The 1,014-nt window shown below is 67.4% G+C and carries 2 protein-coding genes; both read right to left on the bottom strand.

Features of this window, described 5'->3' with window-relative positions; translation table 11 throughout:
* Positions 1 to 164: 164 nt before the first annotated feature.
* The gene (bagZ, locus tag ACZ5CR_RS47590; protein ID WP_468870321.1) at positions 165 to 542 is read right to left on the bottom strand and encodes a bagremycin/ferroverdin biosynthesis copper chaperon BagZ/FevE; all 378 of its coding nucleotides are present in this window, start codon (positions 540 to 542) and stop codon (positions 165 to 167) included.
* 132 nt (positions 543 to 674) lie between these two features.
* Positions 675 to 1,014: BBE domain-containing protein (locus tag ACZ5CR_RS47585; protein ID WP_468870320.1), on the bottom strand; the 340-nt coding region annotated here is incomplete at its 5' end.

Raw genomic sequence — 1,014 nt, 5'->3', positions numbered from 1 at the left:
CACCAGCTCGTCGTAGACGCCGAGTTCCTTCACCCTGCGCACCGCGCGGATGAAGCGTCTCTTCTCCTGGGCGGTCATGTTGAGATGGTTCTTCCGGACGGGCACCATGAGGTCTCTTCTCTCTCTCGGGTCTCGCGGGTCTCCCGGTTCTCGCGGAGCCCGGATCAGGCGTGGTGGGTGCCCGTGGGGAGCAGATTCGCCCCGCGCAGCTCGTCGACGGCCTGACGGCCGGCGGCCAGCGGGGTGGACTCGATGCGGTAATGGCACATCGCGCTGAGGTAGGCGCCGTCGCCCAACTTCATGAGGTGCAAAGGCTTGTCGTCTATGTGCACCGTTTCGGCGGACTGGGACACGGTGATCGTGCGGCCCTTGTACTTCTCGGTGTACAGATCCCGCGGACCTCCGGCCGCCTGGTCCTTGGCCGGATCGTTCGCGCCGTCGTGCGCGTCGACCCAGCTGTTGCCCGCCTGCATGACAGCGATCGGCACCGCCGCGACGGCGGCGGTTCCCGCCATCCCCTTCATCACGTCACGTCGTTTCATTGACGTCCTCCCAATTGACAACTGATGGGTCAGTGGTTAATCTCCCCGCCCAGCCTTCCAGCGGGGCGTATCGGCGGGATATCGCCAAGGCGGATGTGCGACTGGCGCATGCGCGCTCTTGTCCGACTGACGTCAGGTCAGCAGCGGGCGCGGCACGATGTTGTGGTTGAACCGGAAGAGGTTGTCCGGATCCGTCTCTGCCTTGATCTGGGCCAGCCGCGCGAAAGTGGCCGGTTCGTAGCCGCTCTCGGCGAGATCCGAAGTGTCCGGGCTTGCCAGGAAATTGAGGTAGCGGCGGCCCGTGCCCCACGCCGCCATGCCGTCCACCACCAGCGGGGGACGGTCGTCGGGGAGCGAGAGGGTCGACAGCGCGAACGCCGCGTCCCGGTGGTCCACGGCGTTGGGCACCTCCGGCGGCCGGCCGGCCGCGCCGCCCAACTGCCGCAGCTCGACGGCCAGATCGACGCAGTCG

Source organism: Streptomyces sp. NPDC031274 (assembly GCF_055570235.1).
The sequence above is the reverse complement of the archived record's forward strand: the minus strand, read 5'-3'. Positions and strand labels throughout refer to the sequence as shown.